Annotated in this window: 21 protein-coding genes; 12 read left to right on the top strand and 9 right to left on the bottom strand. The window is 67.0% G+C overall.

The window, feature by feature from the left end; translation table 11 throughout:
- The 6 genes from AB1634_11150 to AB1634_11125 all read left to right on the top strand — a co-directional run.
- Nucleotides 1-535 (top strand): CDP-alcohol phosphatidyltransferase family protein (locus AB1634_11150; protein ID MEW6220075.1); only part of this gene is annotated, 535 nt, incomplete at its 5' end.
- Nucleotides 536-564: 29 nt separating this feature from the next.
- The gene (locus AB1634_11145; GenBank protein MEW6220074.1) at nt 565-873 is read left to right on the top strand and encodes a zinc ribbon domain-containing protein; all 309 of its coding nucleotides are present in this window, start codon (nt 565-567) and stop codon (nt 871-873) included.
- A 57-nt stretch (nt 874-930) separates the two neighbouring features.
- Nucleotides 931-2,892 (top strand): cation:proton antiporter, encoded by a 1,962-nt coding sequence (locus AB1634_11140; protein ID MEW6220073.1) that lies wholly within the window; start codon nt 931-933, stop codon nt 2,890-2,892.
- A 23-nt stretch (nt 2,893-2,915) separates the two neighbouring features.
- On the top strand, nt 2,916-3,398 hold the full coding sequence (locus tag AB1634_11135; protein MEW6220072.1) for a DUF3124 domain-containing protein: 483 nt from the start codon (nt 2,916-2,918) through the stop codon (nt 3,396-3,398).
- Nucleotides 3,399-3,459: 61 nt separating this feature from the next.
- A complete protein-coding gene (locus tag AB1634_11130) occupies nt 3,460-4,383 on the top strand; it encodes a 50S ribosomal protein L11 methyltransferase (GenBank protein MEW6220071.1) in 924 nt (307 codons plus the stop codon).
- 224 nt (nt 4,384-4,607) lie between these two features.
- Complete coding sequence (locus tag AB1634_11125; protein MEW6220070.1) at nt 4,608-5,915, top strand: ATP-binding protein; 1,308 nt, start codon at nt 4,608-4,610, stop codon at nt 5,913-5,915.
- Nucleotides 5,916-5,940: 25 nt separating this feature from the next.
- Here AB1634_11125 and AB1634_11120 read toward each other — a convergent pair whose 3' ends face one another.
- The 3 genes from AB1634_11120 to AB1634_11110 form a co-directional block, all read right to left on the bottom strand.
- Nucleotides 5,941-6,618 carry an ABC transporter ATP-binding protein gene (locus tag AB1634_11120; protein ID MEW6220069.1) on the bottom strand — a complete coding sequence of 226 codons (678 nt, stop codon included), beginning with the start codon at nt 6,616-6,618 and terminating at the stop codon, nt 5,941-5,943.
- A gap of 3 nt (nt 6,619-6,621) precedes the next feature.
- Nucleotides 6,622-7,812, bottom strand: a complete 1,191-nt coding sequence (locus tag AB1634_11115; GenBank protein MEW6220068.1) for an FtsX-like permease family protein — start codon at nt 7,810-7,812, stop codon at nt 6,622-6,624.
- Between the two features lie 97 nt (nt 7,813-7,909).
- Entirely contained in the window at nt 7,910-9,025 is a 1,116-nt protein-coding gene (locus tag AB1634_11110) for a hypothetical protein (GenBank protein ID MEW6220067.1), read from the bottom strand.
- Nucleotides 9,026-9,382: 357 nt separating this feature from the next.
- Here AB1634_11110 and AB1634_11105 point away from each other — a divergent pair, with 357 nt between their 5' ends.
- The 6 genes from AB1634_11105 to pyrF all read left to right on the top strand — a co-directional run bounded on the left by AB1634_11105 (nt 9,383) and on the right by pyrF (nt 14,985).
- Complete coding sequence (locus tag AB1634_11105) at nt 9,383-9,910, top strand: TlpA disulfide reductase family protein (protein MEW6220066.1); 528 nt, start codon at nt 9,383-9,385, stop codon at nt 9,908-9,910.
- On the top strand, nt 9,907-10,911 hold the full coding sequence (locus tag AB1634_11100) for a glycosyltransferase (protein ID MEW6220065.1): 1,005 nt from the start codon (nt 9,907-9,909) through the stop codon (nt 10,909-10,911). The genes AB1634_11105 and AB1634_11100 overlap by 4 nt, the downstream gene beginning before the upstream one ends.
- Nucleotides 10,908-12,020: a radical SAM protein gene (locus AB1634_11095; protein MEW6220064.1), complete on the top strand. Its 1,113-nt coding sequence runs from the start codon at nt 10,908-10,910 to the stop codon at nt 12,018-12,020. The genes AB1634_11100 and AB1634_11095 overlap by 4 nt, the downstream gene beginning before the upstream one ends.
- Nucleotides 12,021-12,127: 107 nt before the next feature.
- Entirely contained in the window at nt 12,128-12,946 is an 819-nt protein-coding gene (locus tag AB1634_11090; GenBank protein MEW6220063.1) for a PhnD/SsuA/transferrin family substrate-binding protein, read from the top strand.
- Entirely contained in the window at nt 12,921-13,874 is a 954-nt protein-coding gene (locus AB1634_11085; protein MEW6220062.1) for an ABC transporter substrate binding protein, read from the top strand. Before AB1634_11090 ends, AB1634_11085 begins: the two co-directional genes overlap by 26 nt.
- Before the next feature lie 391 nt (nt 13,875-14,265).
- Nucleotides 14,266-14,985, top strand: a complete 720-nt coding sequence (pyrF, locus tag AB1634_11080) for an orotidine-5'-phosphate decarboxylase (GenBank protein MEW6220061.1) — start codon at nt 14,266-14,268, stop codon at nt 14,983-14,985.
- Nucleotides 14,986-15,408: 423 nt separating this feature from the next.
- Here pyrF and AB1634_11075 read toward each other — a convergent pair whose 3' ends face one another.
- The 6 genes from AB1634_11075 to AB1634_11050 form a co-directional block, all read right to left on the bottom strand.
- Nucleotides 15,409-16,845: a radical SAM protein gene (locus AB1634_11075; protein ID MEW6220060.1), complete on the bottom strand. Its 1,437-nt coding sequence runs from the start codon at nt 16,843-16,845 to the stop codon at nt 15,409-15,411.
- Entirely contained in the window at nt 16,842-18,341 is a 1,500-nt protein-coding gene (locus tag AB1634_11070; GenBank protein ID MEW6220059.1) for an FAD-dependent oxidoreductase, read from the bottom strand. Before AB1634_11070 ends, AB1634_11075 begins: the two co-directional genes overlap by 4 nt.
- 124 nt (nt 18,342-18,465) lie before the next feature.
- Nucleotides 18,466-18,930, bottom strand: coding sequence for a universal stress protein (locus AB1634_11065; protein MEW6220058.1), 465 nt, complete (start codon nt 18,928-18,930; stop codon nt 18,466-18,468).
- 30 nt (nt 18,931-18,960) lie between these two features.
- Nucleotides 18,961-19,308 carry a hypothetical protein gene (locus tag AB1634_11060; GenBank protein ID MEW6220057.1) on the bottom strand — a complete coding sequence of 116 codons (348 nt, stop codon included), beginning with the start codon at nt 19,306-19,308 and terminating at the stop codon, nt 18,961-18,963.
- Between the two features lie 103 nt (nt 19,309-19,411).
- The gene (locus AB1634_11055; protein MEW6220056.1) at nt 19,412-19,663 is read right to left on the bottom strand and encodes a sulfurtransferase TusA family protein; all 252 of its coding nucleotides are present in this window, start codon (nt 19,661-19,663) and stop codon (nt 19,412-19,414) included.
- Nucleotides 19,664-19,714: 51 nt separating this feature from the next.
- The coding region (locus tag AB1634_11050) for a YeeE/YedE thiosulfate transporter family protein (protein ID MEW6220055.1) at nt 19,715-21,056 on the bottom strand (1,342 nt) is incomplete at its 5' end.

Genomic DNA, 21,056 nt, shown 5'->3' with positions numbered 1-21,056 from the left:
GGATCGCCTCAGCTGGCTGGGCCTGGCCCTCTCGGCGGTCGCAGCCGGCCTGTTCCTGCTCCATCCGGCGGCCGGCGCCCTGGCCCTGGCCCTGGCCGGGCTGTGCGATACCCTCGATGGTCTTCTGGCCCGGCAGGCGGGGATGGCCACCCCGGCCGGCGCCTTTCTCGATTCCGTCCTGGACCGCTACGGCGAGGTCCTGGTCATGACCGGCATCTGGGGCAGCCTGATCGGTCGCGGCCAGGGCGTCGTTCTTGCCACCCTGTGCATCCTCGCCGCCCTGTCCGGCTCGCTTTTGGTCAGCTACACCCGGGCCCGGGGCGAGGGGCTGGGGGTCGCCTGCACCGAGGGCTGGCTCCAGCGCAGCGAGCGGCTGCTGGTGCTCATCGCTGCCGGGCTGCTGGACGGCCTGGCGCCGGGCCAGGTGCTCCTGGCCGCAGTGACGCTTATCGCGCTGGGCAGCCACCTGACGGCGGCCGACCGCTTCCGGGTCATCCGCCGCCAGCTTCTCACCCGGGATTCCGGCCCGGGCTGAGGCGCCGGCCTTCCCAGGAGGGAGACGTCATGCCTGTCTACGAGTACGAGCACCTCCATGCCCCTTGTGCGGACGGCGCGGTCTTCGAGGTCGTCCAGTCCATCCACGCCCCCCGCCTCACCGCCTGCCCCTCCTGCGGCGCCCCGGTCCGCCGCCTCATCTCCCGCGTCGCCGTCAGCTGTCCCAAGACGGCCAGCGATCTCAAGAGCCTAGGCTTCACCAAGCTGGTCCGCCGGGACTCCGGCGTTTACGAGAACGTCACGGCCAGCGGCAAGGAGAGCCGGATCTGGGATGCGGCCAAGCCGGAGACCATGCCCAAGCTCAAGGTGCGGGACTGAGCGTATCCGGAGGACGGCACCGGCATCGTCCTGGGGGGTGACCTCGGGGAGAGGAATATGGGAGTAGCCGCCGATATTGTCATCATCGTCGTGGCAGCGCTCCTGGGGGCGCTCCTGGCCCAGCGCCTCCGGCAGCCGTTGATCCTGGGGTACATCCTGGCCGGGATCGTCGTAGGGCCGCATACCGGCGGGGTGACGGTCGGCGATATCCACGAGATCGAGCTGCTGGCGGAAATCGGGGTGGCCCTGCTGCTCTTTGCCCTGGGCCTGGAATTCTCGCTCAACGAGCTGAAGCCGGTACGTGCCATCGCCCTGTTCGGCACTCCGGTGCAGATCCTGCTCACCATGGGCCTTGGCTACGGTCTCGGCCGCTATCTGGGATGGCCCGCCGCCAGCGCCTTGTGGCTGGGGGCGATGATCTCGCTGTCCAGCACCATGGTGACCCTGAAGACCCTTATGAGCCGAGGGCTCATGGGGACGCTTTCGAGCCGGGTCATGATCGGCATGCTCGTGGTCCAGGATCTTGCCGTCGTGCCGATGATGATCATCCTGCCGCAGCTGAGCAGTCCCGAGGTGGACTTGTCCCTCATGGCCATCGCGGTCGTGAAGTCAGCGCTCTTCCTGGTGCTGATGCTTGTTCTGGGGCGAAGGATTTTGCCATGGCTGCTGGGGCAGGTGGCGCAGTGGGGCTCCAGGGAGCTGTTCATCCTGGCCGTTACCGCGATCGGACTCGGCGTGGGATATGCCACGTATCTCTTCGGGCTTTCCTTTGCCTTCGGTGCCTTCGCTGCCGGCATGGTGCTGAGCGAGTCGGACTACGGTCATCAGGCGTTGAGCGATATCATTCCCCTCCGGGATATCTTCGGACTGCTGTTCTTCACCTCGGTGGGCATGCTTCTTGACCCCGTCTTCCTGTTCGAGAACGGGCGCAGGATTCTGGCCCTGGTTCTGGTCATAGCCATCGGCAAAGGCTCTGTGTTCTCGGTGCTGGCAAGGCTTTTCGGCTACGTCAACATCATTCCCATCGCCGTCGGCGTGGGGCTGTTCCAGGTGGGTGAATTCGCCTTTGTGCTGGCGCGGGTGGGGCTTGAAGCCGGGGCCCTCGGCCAGGACATGTATTCCCTCGTCCTCGCCGTATCGGTGTCGAGCATGGTGCTGACACCGTTCGCTTCGGCCCTGGCAGCCCCCCTCTATGCGCTCAGGAAGCGACTCTTCAAGCAGGAGCCGCTGCAGACCGTGAACATCCCGAGCTCCGGACTCCAGGACCATGTGGTCATCGCTGGTGGCGGCCGGGTGGGCCAGCACATCGCCCAGGTGCTGACCCGGCTCAGCGTGCCTTTCGTGATCATCGAGCTGAGCCATCAGCGCCTGGTCGAATGCAAGAATGCGGGGTTTCCGGTCATCTACGGTGACATGATTCAGGCAACCGTGATTGACGTCTCACAGATCCATGCCGCCCGGCTTCTGCTTGTCACCACGCCATCCTTGGTGGTTTCCCAGTCGATTGTGCAACAGGTGCACCGTGTTCGACCGGAACTGCACATCATCGCCCGGGCCACTGCTGCGGACCAGGCCAGGATCCTCTATGAAAGCGGGGTCTACATGGCGGTTCTGCCCGAAATGGAGGCCGGACTGGAAATCGCTCGGCAGGCGCTCGTGCATCTGGACATCCCGGCGGCGGTCATCCAGCAATATACCGACGCGGTGCGACAAGAGATCTACGCGCCAATCTACGAGTCGAGCCCGGACGATCATCTGCTGGCCAAGCTGGACAACATACGGAACATGCTCGAGATTACATGGGTGACGCTTGCGGCTGGCAGCCCTCTGGTCAGCAGCAGCATCAAGGAGGCGGCGGTGCGCACCAGGACCGGCGCGTCCGTGGTGGCGATCATTCATGGCAGGCAGTTCCAAGCCAATCCGGGCGCGGAGTACCTGTTCCAGGATGGAGATCTGGTGGCAGTGGTCGGCAATCAACAGGAGCGCAATGCCTTCAAACGTCTGGCCGGTGCGGTCTAGGCGCGGCAACGGGAGGAAGCCAGGTGCGCAGAACAAGTTTCGTCATGTGGTTGTGGCTGGTGGGCGTGGTGATCCAACCCTGGTCCGTTGCCCATGCCGAGGAAGCGCCGAGGCTGTCCAAGGGGCAAACGCTGTACGTGCCTGCCTATTCTCACATCTACGCTGGCAATCGTGACCTGCCGGTGCTGTTGACCGTTACTCTCAGTATCAGAAACGTGGACTTGGCCCGATCGATCACGATCATGGCCGTGGACTACTATGGAACAGCCGGGGAGCTCATCAGGGGATTTCTGGAGCAGTCCGTCGTGCTCGCGCCGCTGGAGTCAACCCGCTTCATTGTTCCGCAGAAGGACAAGTCGGGGGGCTCGGGCGCCAATTTCCTGGTCAGGTGGCAGTCTGGTGACCTCGTCAATCCCCCGATTGTGGAAACGGTGATGATTGGTGCAGAGGGTCAGCAAGGGATTTCGTTCACCTCCCGCGGCCAGGCGTTGGCGGTTTCGCCGTGAGCGAGGTGCGGCCCCGGTTGCTCATCAGTCCTGGCCGTGGCTGGAGGGCAGGATGAGCGGCGTGCGCGGCCCCGCTCGGGGCCAGGAGAATGCCCCGCTCTCCGCCGCTCTGCCCGAGTACCTGCCCTCGGCGGCGAGCCATCTGCTGCTGGTGCTGGCGATCCGGGATGCTGGTCTGGCGCCGGAGATTGCCGGGCCTCTGGGCCGGCTGGGGCAGGTGCGGGTGCGAAGCCAGGGGGAGGGGGCCGAGCTGGTCTTTCTGGCCCAGGCCGCCGGCCCGAGCCGCGCGCCGCTGCAGCTCCTGGATCAGCTCCTGGGGGGCAGAGAGGAAGGGGGCCGGCTGGCAGCGGCGGTGGAGATCGTCGAGACCCGGCTGGTGCCGAAGGCGGTGGGCAAGGCGCTCCTGGCCCAGGACGGGCCCGGTCCGCCGGCCGCGGCGGCGGCGATGCTTCTTCCGGCCCATGACCTCCGCATCCAGGCCGGCGCCGCCTTTGGCTCCGGCAGCCATCCCAGCACCCGGCTGGCTATCACCGCCCTGGAGGAGCTGGCACGGCCCGGGCCCTTGCCCTCGCCGGTGCTGGACGTGGGCTGCGGCTCCGGAATCCTCTCCCTGGTGGCAGCCCGCCTGGGGGCCAGCGAGGTCCTGGGCATCGATGTCTGCGCCCAGTCCCTGGCAGCGGCCCAGCTCAACCGGCAGCAGAACAGGCTCCAGGACCGGGTGACCTTCTCTGGCCAGCCCCTGGCCACGATCCCCCGCCTCTTTCCGCTGGTGGTCGCCAACCTGGCGATCTCGGTGCTCCAGCGACTGCTCCCCGAGATTGTCCGGCACAGTGCCGCCGGCGGCCATCTCATTGTGTCCGGCTGCCAGGGCCGGCAGGGGGAGCGACTCCGCGCCCTGGTCGCCAGCCGGCCGGTGACCCCGGTCGCCGCCTTCCGGGAGGACGGCTGGCATGCCCTGCTGCTCCGGCACTCCCCGGGCAGCTGAGGCCTCCGATCTCCCTATCGCCCGGTCCGTGGTGGCCAGCCCCTTCGTCCCAGACCTCAACGAGGGCTCATCCCGGAAGGGACCGACAGCACCCAAAGGGGCTGGGGTTGCGATGGCTGCCTGTGCTTTTTTCTGGACAAAAAAGGCCTTTCTTGATTTTCTGACAAAACAAAAAAAGCCATTCCTCTCGGATCATTCAGTTCCTGTCAAGAGACGCCGCGTTCATGCTCAAGGACAAGCTCAAGATCATCATCAGCGAGTTCCAGTCCATGCCACTGCCCGGCCTGCTGGAGCGGGAGCTGGTGGTCGACCTGGCGGCGGTGGGCTCGCCGGTGAACAAGGTCATCACCATCGTCGGCCCGCGGCGGGCTGGCAAGACCTTCTACCTGTTCCAGATCATGAAGAGACTGGTGGCCGGCGGCCGCGACATCAGGGACTTTGTGTATGTCAATTTCGAGGACGAGCGGATCCTCCCGATGACCGCGGCGGACCTGCAGCTCATTGTCGACGCCTGGCGCGAGCTCCATGGCCGGCAGGACCGACCGCTGCTGTTCCTCGACGAGGTCCAGAATATCAATGGCTGGGAGACCTTTGTCCGCCGCCTGGCCGACCAGGGGTATGCCGTGTTTGTCAGCGGCTCAAACTCCAGGCTCCTCAGTTCGGAAATCGCCACCGCCTTGCGGGGTCGAACCCTGACCTACACCCTCCTTCCTTTCAGCTTCCGGGAGTTTCTGGCCATCCGCCAAGTCGCCCCGGAAAGGAGCCTCCCCTTCGGCCCCGAGCGGCATCGGGCCCAACAGCTGTTCGAAAGCTACCTCGCCCTGGGCGGCTACCCGGAGGTGATCCAGCTCGACAATGCACAGACCCGGACCAGGGTTCTGCAGGACTATTTTCACGCCGTTTTTTTTCGCGACCTCGTCGAACGTTACCGGATCAAGCATTCCGAGATCCTGCGGCAATGGCTCGACATTCTGGTGAAAAACTGTGCCGCCCTGGTCAGTCTCCGGAAGGTGGAGAACGATTTCAGATCCCGGGGGATGGCGGTGTCGGTTGCCACGCTGGCCGCCTTTGCCCGCTATGTGGAGGAGATCTTCTTCGGCTTCTTTGTCGAGATGCACGCCGAATCGGTGCGTAAGCGGCAGATCAACCCCAAGAAGTTCTACCTCATCGACCTGGGGCTGCATCGTTTTCTCAGTCTGGGCTGTTCGGCGGATCGGGGGAGGTCGCTCGAAAACGTGGTCTTTCTCGAGTTGAAACGGCAAGGCCAAAAGGTCAACTACTACCGGACCAGCACCGGCGCGGAGGTCGATTTCCTGGTGCAGAGCGGCGGCGAGCCCCGTCTGATCCAGGTCTGCCATGCCCTTGACCGGCTCGCCACGGCGAACCGGGAAAAGAAGGCGCTCCAGCAGGCCATGAAGGAGCTGGGGCTCACCACCGGGCTGCTGCTCACCGCCGCGGACAAGGCGGACGAGACGAGCGCGGCCGGCACCATCCATATCCGTCCGGTCTGGGAATGGGCGGTTGCGGGTTGATTGCTCCTTCCTGCCGTGACTCCCGCTACAGCTCCTCCAGCACCCCCCGGCTCATGCGCAGCCGGCGCCGGGCCGTATTGGCCAGCTCCAGATTGTGGGTGATGAGGATGACGGTCATCTTCCTCTCCGCGTTGATCTGGCGAAAGAGGGCCATGATCTCCTGCTCGGTGGCCTCGTCCAGGTCGCCGGTGGGCTCGTCGGCCAGGAGCACCTGGGGCTGGTAGGCCAGGGCGCGGGCGATGGCCACCCGCCGCTGCTGGCCGCCGGACAGCTGGCCGGGGAAGGCGGCGGCCCGGTCGCCCACCCCCACCAGGTCCAGGGCCCGGTCGGCGTCCGCCGGGGTGAGGGCGGGACCGCCGGCCGGCCGGAACAGGCCGGGAAGAAGCACATTCTCCCGGGCGGTAAGGATGGGCAGCAGGCTCGCGAACTGGAAAACGAAGCCGATGCGGGTGCTGCGGTATCGGGAGAGGCGGTCATCGTCGAAGGCGCAGATGTCGGTGTCGCCGAACAGCACCTGGCCGGCGGTGGGCCGCAGGATGCCGCCGATGATCGACACCAGGGTGGTCTTGCCGGAGCCGGAATGGCCGACGATGGAGACCAGCTCCCCCGGCTCGATGACCAGATTGACCCGGTCCACGGCCGGAATGGTCTGGTCCGCCAGCTGGTACGTCTTGGTGAGGTTGACGCAGGCGATCCGGGCCACGGCTCAGTCCTCCTTGATGACCAGAAGCGGCTCCAGCTTCTTGAGCCGGTTGATGGGCAGCATGGCGCCCACCACGCAGACCGCAACACCCACCGCCACGCCCAAGAGGGCGATGGCTGCCTGGGCAAGCGGGGAGAGCTGGGCCGAGACGTTCCTGATCAGGGTGAAGACCTGGGCCAGCAGCCGCGCCAGATAGGTGCCGGCCACCGCCCCGAGCAGGCTGCCGGCAAGGCCCAGCACCAGGATCTCCAGGAGGAAGAGCCGGACGATCTGGCTGGCCCGGGCGCCGATGGCCCGCATGATCCCGATCTCCCGGCCCCGCTCGTTGGCGATGGCGGAGAAGATCGCCCAGACCAGGAAGGTGGTGAGAAGGGCGGTCAGGCCCACAGTGACCAGGAAGATCTTGTTGATGTCGCCCAGGATGCCCAGAAGGCGCTTGCCCATGTCGGAGCGGGCGATGACGTCCACCTCGTTGATGGTGCTCTCCACCACCTTGCCCAGGTAGTCGGGATCGATGCCAGGCGCCAGCTTGGCGAAGATCACCGAGATCTCCCCCCGCCGCAAGGGGGACTTGCCACCGGCGATGATGGCCTCCAGGCTCTCCTCGGTCATGAACAGGGCGTTGTCCAGGCCGGTGCCGCTGGCCTCCAGCACGCCCAGGATCGAGAAGCGGTTGTTGAAGATGGTGGTCTGCACCTCCAGGAGCCCCAGCCCCAGGTTCTCGGCCGTGCCGTCCCCGGCGATGGCCTCGCCCGGGCCCAGGGGCCGGGTGAGGGAGCGGGGCAGCCAGGGCCGGACGATGAAGTCGGTGGCGGGATCGAAGGCGACGATGCGGGTGGGGATGATGTCGCAGCACATCCCGGAGATGGTGGACAGGTAGGTCTGGGCGGTGACCGCCTCGATGCCCTTGATCGGGCGCAGCCGGTCGAGGATCCCCTGGTCCATATAGAAGGAGGTGTGCTTCGACTCCAGGAGAAACTCCTCGGCGTTGTCCCGGGCGCCCACCGGCACGATGATGAGATCGGCGCCCAGCCGGTCCTGGGCCTTCTTCAGGCTGGCGCCGACGCCCACCGTGAAGGAGGCAGCGAAGATGAGGATGGCCACCAGCAGGGCGATGGAGAAGACCAGCACCCCGGTGCGGAACGGCTTGCGCCGCAGATTCTTGACGGCAACGGCCAGAAACGAGAAGGGCATGGCGGCTGACCTGCGGTCTTCAGGAGGCAAAAGAAAAACGGGCATCCGGTCTCAAGAGGCCATGATGCCCGTTTTCCGGGATGCTGTCGAGGAGGAGCTACTTCCAGTTGGCGTCCATGCCGCAGAGGATGGCCTTGCCAACCTTGGCGTCGGTGTGGCAGCCGAAGCAGACCGAGGCGGACTTGCCCACTGTCTTCTTGGCTTCGACATCGTAGAGGAGCAGGGTGCCGTCCACCGAATCCTCGCCCTTGAAGTCCTTGGCCTTCTCCCGCAGGGTCAGGAGGGCGTACTTGCCATCCGGGGTGGGCATGAAGTCGTGGTTCTCGCCCGGCAGCGGCGTGACCTCATGGAGGACCTTCAGGCTTTCGGCGTCGATGACATAGCCCCGGTCGGCACCGGATTGGAAGAGCAGCTTGCCGTCGTTCGAGAAGAACTGGCGGAAGGTGATGGTGCCGCCGGAGGCATCCTTGGGCTTGCCGGTGATGGTGGCCTCGGCCAGCTTGACCAGCTTGCCCTGCTCCAGGGCGGCCATGTCCAGCATGATCAGCCGGGTGTTGCCGGAGAACTTGGTGAAGCCCTCGGGGGTGATGTTGAGGGTGAGCAGGAACTTCTTCATGTCCGGGGTGTTGATGCCGTGGGCAAAGGTGGTCTCGCCGGCCTTGATGCCCAGCTCATCCCAGAACACCCGGTGCTTGACCTCCATGGTCTTCTTGTCCACCACGTCGAGGTAGCCTTCGTTGGCCATGGACACCGGCAGGAAGGCGGTGGCCGACTGGCCGGAGGCACAGTAGTTGGCCGGGACGTCCACGGCGCGGGCCGGCTTGTCGAGGGCGGTATCCTTGATGACCGCGCCTGTTTTGAGATCGGACTTGCCTACGTGGAGCTGGCCCTTGGGATCGAGCTTGTAGGTGGACCAGTACATGGTGCTGCGGTCCGCGGCATCGATCCTGGCATCGTGGGTGGGATGTGTGTCTTTGCTGCCGATATCCATCTTGTCCAGGCTGTTGACCTTGAGCGGGGCCTCAGCGTCGTTGGGGTCGATGGAGACGTCGGCCACGGCGAAATGCCCGCCCATGCCGGCTACATAGACGGTGGCGTTGTAGGTCGGCTTGCCGGCCACGGCGATGGCCGCCTGGTCGTCAACAGCGGTGGTGGTCAGATAGGCGCCTGCTACGAGGCCAAGAGCGAGCGCGGTAGAGACAATCCTCTTCATGTGTCCTCCCCGATGATCACAGTTGTCGAAGGTTTCCTGGGTGTCGAATCCAAGTCCAGCCTAGTGACAGCGCGAAACGTCCTCATCACCTCCTTGTCGTATCGACAGTGGCTGTGCCCATCCTCGGTGGCATCCTTGTTGGGCGTTTTTGTGGGTGCAAACTCTACCTTTTTGCTTCCAGGATACGGAGAATAATCAAGTCGGAAAAAAATGCAAGCCCTATTTTGCCGAGCCGGCCAGGGGCGCCAGGGCGGCGGTCCGGGCGGCGAATCCCTTGCCGGGGGCTCGGTTTTCGGCTACCATGCCTGCGGATTGGTGCGGCCCGCGGCAAGGGTGGCACCGGGAGGCAAGGGGATCATGGCCTGGTGGTGGCGCAGACACGGCGGCTGGCTTTTCGCCCTGGCAGGGCTTCTGGCGGTGGCGGCGTGCAGCCGGCCGGAGGACAGGCCCCGCCTCCGGCTGGGCGACCCGGCGCCGCCCTTCACGGTGCGGGACCTGGACGGCCGGCCCATCAGCCTGACCGGCCTGGCCGGCCGGCCGGTGATCCTGCGCTTCTGGTCCACGGACTGCAAGTTCTGCCGGATCGACACCCCGGTCTTCAACCGCTTCTTCGACCAGTACCGGGACCAGGGACTCGTGGTCCTGTATGTCAACACCGGCCAGACCGAGGAGGAGGTGCGGGCCTTTGTCCAGGACCTGGCGGTCGGCTTTCCGGTGGTCCGGGATCCGGAGGGCGATCTGGCCCAGCTCTTCGGCATCAAGGCCCAGCCCATGACCCTGTTCCTCGACGCCGGGCACCGGCTGCGGGCCGCCATCCTGGGCGGGGTGGGGGAAGGGGAGCTGGCCGAGCTTGTCGGCCGCCTGTTCGGGGCCAGGGCGCCGTGATCCCCGCCGCGCCCGTGCCGCTGTCGGTGATCATTCCGGTCCGCAACGGCAGCGCCTGCATCGACCGCTGCCTGCAGGCTCTGGCGGCCAGCCGCAGCCAGGCCCGGGAGGTCATCGTCGTGGATGACGGCTCCACGGACGATACCGCGGCCCGGGTTGCCCGCCATCCCTGCCAGCTCATCCGCCTGCCCGGCCACCAGGGGGCAGCAGCGGCCCGCAATGCCGGGGCGGCCGCGGCCCGGAGCGCGATCCTCTTCTTCATCGATGCCGACTGTCTGGTGCTGCCGGAGACCCTGACCCAGGCAGCGGCAGCCGCCCAGGCCCACGGCCCGGGCACGGTGGTGGGCGGCACCTACACGCTGCTGCCGGCCGACGATCGCTTCTGGAGCGCCTTCCAGTCGATCTTCATCCACCACGCCGAAACGAAGCGGCTGGCCGCACCGGACTATGTCGCGAGTCACGCTATGGTCATCCACCGGCAGGACCTGGCGGACCATGGCGGCTTTCCCGAGCCGGGCCTGCCGATCCTGGAGGATGTGGCCCTGAGCCATGGGCTGCGGCGGGCCGGCCTCCGGCTGGTCATGGAGCCGCGGCTTCTGGTGCGCCATGTCTTCGACTACACCCTGGCCCGCTCCCTGGCCAACGCCGTGCGCAAGTCGCGGTACTGGACCGCCTATTCCCTGGTGAACCGGGATCTTTTCGCCGACTCCGGCACCGCTTCCCTGGAGCTGAAGGCCAACGTCGTTGCCGTGCTGACGGCTCTGGCCGCCCTGGCCGCGGCCGGTTTGTCCGGCAGCGCCGCCTGGCTGGGGGCCGGGGCGGTCGCCCTGGGCCTGGACCTGGCGGTCAGCCGCCGGCTCTTGGCTGCCTTCTTCCGGGCCCGGGGGCCGGGCTTTGGCCTTTCGGCCAGCCTCTACTATCTGACCCTTTACCCCCTGGCGGTGGCCGCCGGCGCCTGCCTCGGCCTCGCCCAGGCCCGGGCCCTGGCCCGCGGCCGATGAGCTTTTCCCCCTGGCGCCACTGGCCGGCGATCTTCTGGAAGCGCCGGCCGGTCCATCTCACCGTCTTTGTCACCCGGCGCTGCAACGCCCGCTGCCCCTTCTGCTTCTATCTCTCCCGGCCCCGGACCAGTGATCCGGCCCCGGAGCTGTCCGCCACCGAGCTGGAGCAGGTGGCCCGCTCCGCCGGCCCGCTGCTCTGGCTGGCCCTGTCCGGCGGCGAGATCTTTCTGCGGCCGGATCTGCCCGAGATCGTGGGGCATTTCTACCGGCACTGCCGGCCGGCCATCATCCTTTTGCCCACCAACGGCCTCGATCCCGAAGGGATTCCCGCCCAGGTGGAGGCGATCCTTGCGGCCTGCCCGGAGAGCACCGTGGTGGTGAAGCTGTCCCTGGACGGCCCGGCGGAGCTCCACGACCGGCTGCGGGGCCGGCCCGGAGCCCTTGCCCGGGTGCTGGCCACCGGCCAGGCCCTGGCCCCGCTTCTGGATCGTTACCCCCATTTCGAGCTGGGGGTGAACACCGTCTTCTGCCGGGACAACCAGGAGGAGCTGGCGCCGGTCTTCGACCTGGTGCGGGGCTTGCCCTGGGTGCGGACCCACACCGTCTCCCTGGTCCGGGGTGACACCGCCCGGCCGGAGCTCAAGGAGGTGGACCTGGACCGCTACCAGGCCACGGTGGAGTGGCTGGAGGCCGAGGCCCGGCAGGGCGAGGCCCGGCGCTACCGCTTTGGCGGCGCCGGTCTGAAGGCCGCCCAGGATCTCCTGCAGCGCCGGCTGATCCTGGCCACCGCCCGGCAGCAGCAGCGCCTCATCCCCTGCTACGCCGGCCGCCTCAACCTGGTCCTGACCGAGACCGGTATGCTGTTTCCGTGCGAGGCCTTCCACCTGCCCATGGGCAACATCCGGGAGACGGGAGGCGACCTGCGGCCCCTGCTGGCCGCCCCCCGGGCCCGCCGGGTGCTGGCCGCCATCGACCATGGCGGCTGTCACTGCACCCACGAGTGCTATTTTCTGACCAACATCCTGTTCAACCCCCGCCTCTACCCGCAGCTCCTCAAGGAGTACCTGGCGACCGGCGGCTGGGGCCGCCGGCGGGAAGGGCAGGGTTGACGCCGCCGCGGTCGCCCTGGTAACGTGGCGCAGACCTTGTGGTGCCGATCAGTGCTGCCTTCTCCAGCCGGGCTCCCCGCCCATTGCCGATGGCCAGTGGCCTCTCGATGAGCCTGCCTCGGACTCGCCTTGCCAGGGCTTGCGCCCTGTTGGGCCTTCTTGGCTGCTTGCTGGCGTCGTCGTCTCCGGCCGCCGGCGTCCCGCCGGCGAGCTTCTACTACTTCAATCCCGACTCACCGCAGAGCAATCTCGGCCTGCTCAAGGCCACCATGGACGGCTTTCTGGCTGAGGCCGGCTTTCCGCTGTCCTTCCAGCCCTTCGCCCACCTGACCGATTTCGTGCAGCAGCTGGCGGCCGAGCCGCCGGCCTTCCTGCTGCTGCCGTCGTGGTACCTGGAGCGCCATGGCCAGGACCTCGGGGTGCGGCCGCTTCTGGCGCCGGTGCGCCAGGGCAGCACCTCCTATCGCAAGGTCCTGGTTGTGGCCCGGGGCACCGGGCCTGGGCTCGACGGGCTGCGCCACCGCACCCTGGCCATGACCACCTTCGGGCCCAAGGGGCGGGAGCTCCTGAGTGAGATCCTTTTCCCGGCCCCGGAGGAGCCCAAGCCGGCCTTCAACATCGTGGTGGTGCCCAAGGACGTGGATGCCCTTTTCGCCTTGGCCCTGCAGCACGTGGATGCCGCCCTCGTGGTGCCGGAGAACATGGAGGCCCTGGCCAAGGTGAATCCGCGGCTGGTGCAGCGGGTGGAGACCGTGCGGGCCACAAAGCCCATCCCGCTGCCGGTCTTGTGCTACCGGCCGGGGGTGGTATCCCCCGAGCGCCTGGCACAGCTGACGAGGCTTTTTCTGGCCGAGGAGACGAGGCCGGTGCGCATGCCGATCATGGAGATGCTGGGAATCGATGGCTGGCAGGAAATCCCTCATTAGCTGGCTGGCAGCCCTGCTGCTGCTCGGCACCTGCCTGGCCGGCTCCGGTTGGGCGGCAGGCCCGGTGGTCGTGCTCCTGAGCGACGACGACCAGGCCTATGGTGCGCCGCTGGCGGCCTTCAATTCCGAGCTGGCTCTGCCGGTCCAAGTGTTCCAGCTGGGGGGGGATGTGCAACGGGCGCCGGCGGTGATGGGCCAGATCCTCGCCGCCCGGCCTGCCCTGATCTTTGCCCTGGGCGCCAAGGCGGCCTATGTCGCCAAGACCTGGACCGCCGATTACCCCGAGATCCCGGTGCTCTTTGCCATGGTCCTCAACTGGGAGCGCTACCAGCTGGCCGAGGGCCAGGCCAATGTCACCGGGGTCGCCCTGGAGACCGGGCCCGGCAGCCTCTTTGCCTATCTGGCCATGATCTGCCCCCAGGCGCAGCGGATCGGGGTGGTTTACAGCCAGGAGCATTCCGGGCAGATGGTGGCCGAGGCCAGGGTCCAGGCAGCGCTGCTCGGCTTGGAGCTGGTGGCCGAGCCGCTGAGCCGGCCCCAGGATCTGCAGCCCGTCGTCCGGGGGATGGAAGGCCGGATCGATGCCTTCTGGATCATCCCGGACCCGGTGCTCTACACCCTGGACAACATCGGCTGGCTGACCAAGCGTTGCGTCCGGGATCGGCTCCCTTGTCTCGGGCCGTCCCGGAGCATTGCCTCGGTGGGGCTCCTGGCCGCCGTCGATCCGGACCACACGGCCATCGGCCATCAGGCGGCGGCCATGGCCCGGCGGCTCTTGGCCGGCGAGCCGGCCCGGGAGCTGGGCGTGGAGCCGCCCCTGGGCACCCGGCTGATCCTCAACACCAGGACCGCGGGCCGCATCGGGCTCACGCTCAACCGGGAGGCCTTGGGCCTGTCCAGCGAGATCATCGACGGCGCCGGCGAGTGAGTTGCCCTGGGCGGGGCGCACCCAACTGGGTGAAACGCCGGCAATCCTCCATGGTGATCTCCCGCAGGTCCTATAGGTCCTATAAGTCCTATGGGTCCACGGAGCTATGGGACCTGTGGGCTGCCATACGCGGGGCGCGTCAAAATGAGTGCGCGGCCCGCAACCTCTTCGACCAGACCGCCAAGGCACCCGGCCCAGCCACCATCCCCAACGACTATCCTTTGGCAGGTCGCAGCCTCTGGGCCGAGCTGCGCTGCCGCTTCTGACAGAGGCTCCCGGCGGGGGCGGCCATGGCGACAAAAGCCTTGTCAAACGGGGGTGAATGCGGTAGTGGAGCGTATCCCGAAGCGCCGGTCTTGACCTTCATCCCCTGCCTTTGGCCTGCCAGACCATGAAAGACATCCCCCTGGACGAACGGATCATCTTTGCGCTCGATTTCTCCGACCCCGAGCTGGCAAAGCAGTGGGTCGCCCGGCTGGACCGCCACATCCGGTTCTTCAAGGTTGGGCTGCAGCTTTTTTTGGCCGGCGGCTGGCCGGTGGTCGATGCCATCGTCGAACGGGGCAACAAGGTGATGGTGGATCTCAAGTTCTTCGACATCCCGGAAACCGTTCGCCTGGCGGTAGAGCAGCTCAGGAGCCACGGGGTCACCTTCGCGACGGTTCATGGCAACGATCCGATCATCCGAGCGGCGGTGGCCAGCAAAGGCGACGTGAAGATCCTGGCGGTCACCGTGCTGACCAGCTACGACGAGCAGGATATGCGGGAGATGGGATTCACGGGCTCGGTCAGCGATCTGGTCCTGCTCCGGTCCCGCAAGGCGCTTGCCCTCCGATGCGACGGCGTGGTCTCCTCGGCCCTGGAGGCGGCCAAGCTGCGCCACGAGCTGGGCAGCCAGTTCCTGGTGGTCACCCCCGGCATCCGGCCCGGCCTCAACCAGGATGTTATCCGGAAGGACGACCAGAAGCGCATCGCCACGGCCCGGGAGGCGATCATGAACGGCGCCGACCATGTGGTGATCGGCCGGCCGATCAGCACCGCCGCCGACCCGTTGGCCCAGACGGACGCCCTCCAGCAGGAAATCGCCGCCGCCCTGTCCAACGCCTCCTGATCGGGGCATCGGTCTGCCGGCCGGCATGGCCGCAGAAGCCGGACCGGTCGGACCCTGCCAGGGCCGGCAGCGGCTCCCCGGGGTGACGCGGTGGCACGACCGCCACTCCTTGCTCCGCCCCCCCCCCGCCACAAAGGCCTCGCGTCCGTCCAGAGTGCCCCGCGCATGGCAACCCACAAATCCCATGATTCTCATAGCTCCCATAAGTCCCATGGCTCTCCTGGACCCATGGGACTTATAGGACCCAGAGGACTTATGGGAGGCTGGATATTGAGGCCAACGACGTCCTCAACTTCACGGATGCGATGGCGGGCACTGTCTGCACGAACACCGCCGGCGGCCAGATGAGCCTCCTCACCGCCGCGGTCTCCGCCAGCGCGGCCGGTATGCGTCAGTCCATGCGAGCGGCGCTGGCAAGCCGGGCTACCGGCTGGGGCGGCTGAAGAGGTCCCGCTGGGCCCAGAGCCAGAAGAGGCTCTTGGCGCCCTTTAAGGCCACGTGCAGGTCGTGACGGTTGCGCAGGGCCAGGAGGCGGCGGAGAAGGAAGCTGGGCCGGGAATAGAAGCGCCGGAGGGCCAGCTGCCGGAGCTTCTGGATCTCATCGCGGCTCATGGAGTGGGGCACGAAGGCGGCGCCCTGGTACGTGTAGTCGGCCAGATCCTCGGACATCGTGCCGTAGAGGGGAAGGTTGTCGTACAGCTCGGTGCCCGGAAAAGGGGTCAGGGCGTGGAAGTTGGCGATGTCGGGATCGAGCTGGCAGGCGAAGTCGATGGTCGCCAGGCCGTCGGCAAAGGTCTCGCCAGGGATGCCGAAGAGAAAGGGGGTGTAGACGACCAGGCCCGCCCGTTTCGCCGCCTTGACCGCCCGGCGGGTCTGCTCCAGGGTGATGCCCTTCCGGATGGCGTTGAGGCTCTTTTGCACCCCGCTTTCGGCGCCCAGGAGCACCGCCCAGCAGCCGGCGGCCTTGAAGGCCCGGAACAGGGCCTCGTCCACCTGGGAGACGCAGGCCGAGGCGAACCAGGTGAAGTCCAGCCCCCGGGCCTGGATCTCGTTGGCGATGGTCATGGCCCGGTGATAGTCGGCGGCCAGGGTGTCGTCGATGAACTTGATCTCCCGATAGCCGGCGGCCAGGAGGTGCTCGATCTCGGCCAGGACACTGTCCACGCTGCGGAAGCGGACGCCGCTCTTGCGGCTCTTGTCCAGCTGGAAGCAGAACAGGCAGCGGCGGTTGCAGCCGCGGGCGGTGATCATCACCGCCACCGGCTTGCGGCGGTAGGTGGCCGGCGGCGGGACGTAGGCATCCACTCCGCCCAGCAGATCCCGGGCCGGCAGGGGCAGGGCGTCGAGGTCGGTGATGAAGGGCCGGGGCGGGTTGGTCTGCACCTGGCCGTTCTCCCGGAAGGCCACCCCCAGGCAGCCGGCCAGGGACTGGCCCGAGGCCAGGCGCTCCAGGAGCTCTGGCATGGTCAGCTCCCCTTCGCCGGTTACCACCGTGTCCACAAAGGGACAGTCATCCAGACAGGCGCCCTCCCGGGCCACCGGATACGGGCCGCCCACGGTGACGTGGATGGCCGGGTCGATGGCCTTCACCGCCCGGGCGGTCTCCTTGGCCTTGGGCCAGCCGAAGGTGGTGCTGTAGATGCCCACCACCTGCGGCCGGCCGGCCCGGATCGCCGCCAGCATCGCCTCCTGACTTTCGAAGGCGCCGTTGAGGAGCCGCACCTGGTGGCCGGCGGCCCGTACGGCGGCCGCCACATAGAGGGTGCCCAGGGGCTGCCAGTAGTTGATCTGGGCGCCGGCGGTCTTTCTGGAGAAGATCTCCTCCGGGGCCCAGGCCGGGATGACGAAGAAGCATCTCATGAGGCCGCAGCCTGGACCGCGCCCGCGGCCACCGGTGCCGGCCGGTTGGCCAGCCGGCGCTCCGGCTGCCGGGCGGCGAGGGGGTGGGCGGCCGGCTGCCGGGCGAGGATCGCCTCCGCCGCCGCCATGCCCGAGGCCAGGGCGTGGTCCATGTTGTAGTAGCGGAAGAGGCCACCCCGGCCCACCACCTGCAGGTTGGCGAAGCCGGCCAGATAGTCCAGGATCTGGTCGCACAGCTCCTGGTAGCCCACCTCGAACAGGGGATAGGCCTGCGGGCAGCGGTGCACGCAGCCGTCCGTGACCTCCCCGGCCTCGATGTAGCCCAGGCGGGCCAGGTGCTGCACCGTAAGCTTGATGAGTGCCTGGTCATCCAGGCTCCAGATGCGGTCCCCCTGGAAGCAGAAATATTCGGCCACCAGGTGGGAGTAACCGGGGGGCGCCAGCTGGCGGCTCCAGTTGGTGGGCTCGTGGATGCGGCCGAAGGGGATGTCGGCACCGGGCAGGTAGAGCCAGGTGCAGTCGGTGACCTCTTCCCGGGCCACCATGATGGTGACGATGACCAGGTCCCGGAAGCGCAGCCGGTCGGCGGCGGCGCGCACGGCTGCCGGCGCCTGAGGGGAGAGCATCCGCACCAGGTGGCTCAAGGGGATGCTGGCCACCACCTCCTCCGGCGCCACCTGGAAGCGCTGCTGGCCGTTTTCCGCGTGGATGCCCGTGATCCGGCCCTGGGCATGCGCAAGACGGGTGACCCGGGTCCGGGTCAACAGCGGCTGCTGGCGGCAAATGCGCTCCGCCAGCCGCTGGGCGATCTCGCCGATGCCCTGGGCCGGGTACAGGAAGGAGTCGGCCAGGGTGGGGACGTCCCGGCCGCTCAGGCGGGTGAAGGCGTTCTTGATCGCGGTCCACAGGGACAGCCCCTGGATGCGCTGGGCCACCCAGGCCTCGCTGATCTCCTGGCCGCTCAGGCCCCAGACCTTCTCGCTGTAATCCTTGAAGTAGAGATCGAACATCCGGCGGCCGAACTGGCCCACCACCCAGTCCTCCAGGGACACCACCGCCGGCCTGGTGAGCCAGGCCCGCAGCCGTTCCTTGCAGTAGTCGCTGATGATGGCAGCGGTGGTGGCAAGACCGAGGCCGAAAAGGGCGTTGGCCGGGGAGAGGGGATAGTCGAAGGAGCGGCCCAGCATGTGGATGACGCTCTTGCGGGGCACTTCCAGAAGGTCGCTGCCGACAAGCTCCCGGACGTAGGCCTCCACCCGCCGGTTCCTGGTCAGGAAGCGGTGGCCGCCGATGTCGAAGCGGAACCCGCCGTGGGAAAGGGTGCGGGAGAGGCCCCCCACCTCCGGCCCGGCCTCGAAGACCAGCGGCCGTCGGCCGCCGTCGGCCAGGACCGCGCCGGCGGCCAGACCAGCCAGGCCGGCGCCGAGCACCACCGCCGAGGCCTTGGCCGGCACGGTGGCTGCGCCTTGGCCGGACGAGGCTTGTGTGCTGTGCATGCCATTTCCCCTCTCTCGGTGCGGACCAAAAAAAAGGACCAGACGACGCGTCAGACAGCTGGCGTCCTCTGGTCCCCCCACCTCCGTCCCGGAGCCTCTGCCCGCCAGGCCAGCGGCCGGCAGCTCACTTGACGATCAGAACCGGCACTTCGGCCTGATTGGCCACTTCGCGGCTGACGCTGCCCATGAACAGCTGGGACACCCTCTTGCCCCGCGAGCCGATGATGATGAGGTCCGCGGCCTCTTCCTTGGCCACCGCCAGGATCTCGTCGGCAGGATGACCTGAGCGCAGCACCTTCCTGACCGCCGGATAGGGCGGCCGCTCGGTGAGCACCTTGTGGTAATGGGAGAGCACTGTCTCGGCCTTGCGATCCAGGGCCTCCTTGTACTCGGTGCCCTCCAGAACCTGGCGCAGGGTGGCCATCTCGGCATCCCCCAGCATGTCGTCCAGAAGGGACGGCCCTTCGAACTTCTCCACATAGACCAGGAGGACCTCCTCCGGGCCGATGCACTTGCAGATGTGGGCGGTCTTGTCGAAGACCTCCCGGGTTGCCTTGGTGCCGTCGACGGCGATCACAATCTTCTTCATGGTCTCCCCCCCTGTCGTGGCGTCTGCCGGTTATCGGGGTGCGCCGTAGCCGCCGCCACCGCTGGGGGCGCCATAGCCGCCGCTGCTGGCCGGGGCACCGTAGCCGCCACTGCTGCTGGGTGCACCGTAGCCGCCACTGCTGGGCGGGGCCGGTGCGCCGTAGCCACCTGCCGGGGCGCCGCCGCCGTAACCGCCCGATGAGTCGCCGCCATAGCCGCCGGCCGAGCTGCCATGCCCACCGCCGGCCGGGCTGCCATAGCCGCCGCCCGCTGCCGCCACCGGCTTGGGCTTTTCTGTCGCGCCGGTCTGGCTGTAAATGGTGATGAAGGCGAGCATGCTCGCCACAACTGCGATGATGATCACCAACGGTCCTTTCATCGTCTCCCTCCCGAAACCTCTCCCAACCTCAAGACAACCGGCCGGCGCCCGGTCAACTGGCCGGCGCCGGCCAGTCAAGACCCTGGCGGCAACTGCCGCCGGGTCAGCACTTCTCGATGACGTAGACGAGCTTGGAGCCCTCCTTGGTCTTCTCGACAATGTCGTGGCCGGCGGCATCGCACATCTGGATGATGGTCTCGCCGGAGGAGGGGTTGTCGAAGATCATGCGCAAGGTCTCGCCGGAGGCCATCTTCTCCAGGGACTTCTTGCAATAGAGCTGGGGATGGGGGCAGACATAGCCGCACACGTCCAGCTCATAGACGCCTTCACCGACTTTCTCGAACTTCATTGCCATGGTCGTTGTCCTCCTGGATGCCTTTCCTGAGTGTGTGGATGAATCCTGGTACTAGATGTCCGCCATCTCTGCTGCCATTTTGCGGGCCGTCCACCAGTTGAAGAAGAGGACGCCCACAAAGCCGCCGGTCACCATGCCGAGACCGTACAGCCAGCCGCCCGGATCTCCGCCGGCGGCCCGGATGAAGAAGGCGCCGATATTGCAGCCCAGCCCCGGCCGGGAGCCGGCGCCCATGAGCATGCCGCCCACAAGGCCCCAGACGATAAGCTCGCCCTTGGGCACCTTGAATTTGAACTCGTTTTGCAGCAGCGACAGGATCATGGCCCCGAAGATGATGCCGATGGACATCCAGAGGGCCGGATTGCGCCACAGCTCCGGCAGGCCGTTGACCACGCCGAAGAAGACCGAATCCCGTACGTTGTAGCCGATCTTGTCCAGGATCCAGCCGGCAAACTGCGCCTCCTGGGTGGTGATGTACCAGTAGCCAGGATCGAACACCTTGCCGAAGACGCCGACGTCGCCGGTATGGCCCATGCGCACCAGCAGCTCGCCGAAGTTGGTGACGTTGAACTTGAGCTGGATCCCCTTCATGACATAGATGTGGAGGCCAGCGGTGATGCCGATGATGACGCCCATGATGGTGGTGCGGGTGGAGGCGGTGAGCATCGCCCAGATGCCAGCGACGTGGGTGCCAACCCCGGTCACCGGCAGCTGGTTGTCCTTGTTCTTGCGGTTGTGCTTCTGGCGCTTGGCGATGAACGACTGCCGCATGTAGCCGAAGTAGATGACGATGATGAGCAGGGTGGCCGGGATGATGGCGTTCACCAGGGAGTCGCCGATGAAGTACTTCCAGGCCCCGGGTAGGCCGGCAAAGGCCTTGGTGTGGGAGAGCTGGGTGGCCGGCTGGTCGAAGATGAAGCCGGTCATGTAGTAGTCGAACCAGGACTGCACCTTCTCCCGGGGCAGGTAGGTCTTGGCCATGGAAGAGTCGATCCAGGACTGAGGCACCAGGGAGGTGCCGCCTGCGGTCACGAACAGGGCCTGGCCGAAGGAGATGCCCATGATCGACAAAATGGAGGTGCCGTTGCCCTCGCCGATCTTGTACAGCGAGCCGGAGGCGCAGCCGCCGGCCAGCACCATGCCCACCCCGAAGACGATGCCGGAGAGCACGCTCTGGAGGCCCATGGGCGCCGGATGGAAGGTGCTCATGTTGGTTGAGGAGAGCACGGCCTGCACCAGGCTGAAGAAGATGAGGGCGATGAGGATGCCGACGGCCATTCGGGGCACGCCGGCCGCGAACAGATCCCGGGAGGCGGAAGCGAAGCAGAATCGCCCGTACTGCAGCATCATGCCGTAGGCAACACCGAACCAGATGTAGACGTTCAGGTACATG

Source organism: Thermodesulfobacteriota bacterium (assembly GCA_040755095.1).
In the GTDB taxonomy this organism is placed as follows: domain Bacteria; phylum Desulfobacterota; class Desulfobulbia; order Desulfobulbales; family JBFMBH01; genus JBFMBH01.
The sequence above is the reverse complement of the archived record's forward strand: the minus strand, read 5'-3'. Positions and strand labels throughout refer to the sequence as shown.